At 75.3% G+C, this 239-nt stretch carries 1 pseudogene; it reads left to right on the top strand.

Features of this window, described 5'->3' with window-relative positions:
- A pseudogene (locus ACZ6JE_RS15560) lies at positions 1 to 183 on the top strand (hypothetical protein); the annotation flags it as partial.
- Positions 184 to 239 lie beyond the last annotated feature (56 nt).

Here is a 239-nt window from a genome sequence, read left to right as displayed (position 1 = left end):
GTCGCCGACGCCGCGCCCGAGGGCACGCGCACCCAGGCCAGCGGCGTCGTGGCGGCCTACACCCAGTGGCAGCTCGAACGGGGACTCCGTTCGCTCCAGCACGTCGATCGCGAGCCGGCGAGAGCCGCCGGGACCGCCTCGGCCCCGACGGGCCGCACCCCGCTCCCAGGAGGGCATCCGTGAAGAAGACGCATCGCGACGCGGCCGACTACCGACCCCTCGACTGGACGGGCGTCCAC

It is taken from the genome of Frigoribacterium sp. AC759, assembly GCF_979256015.1.
This window is presented reverse-complemented; position numbering and strand designations above follow the sequence as displayed.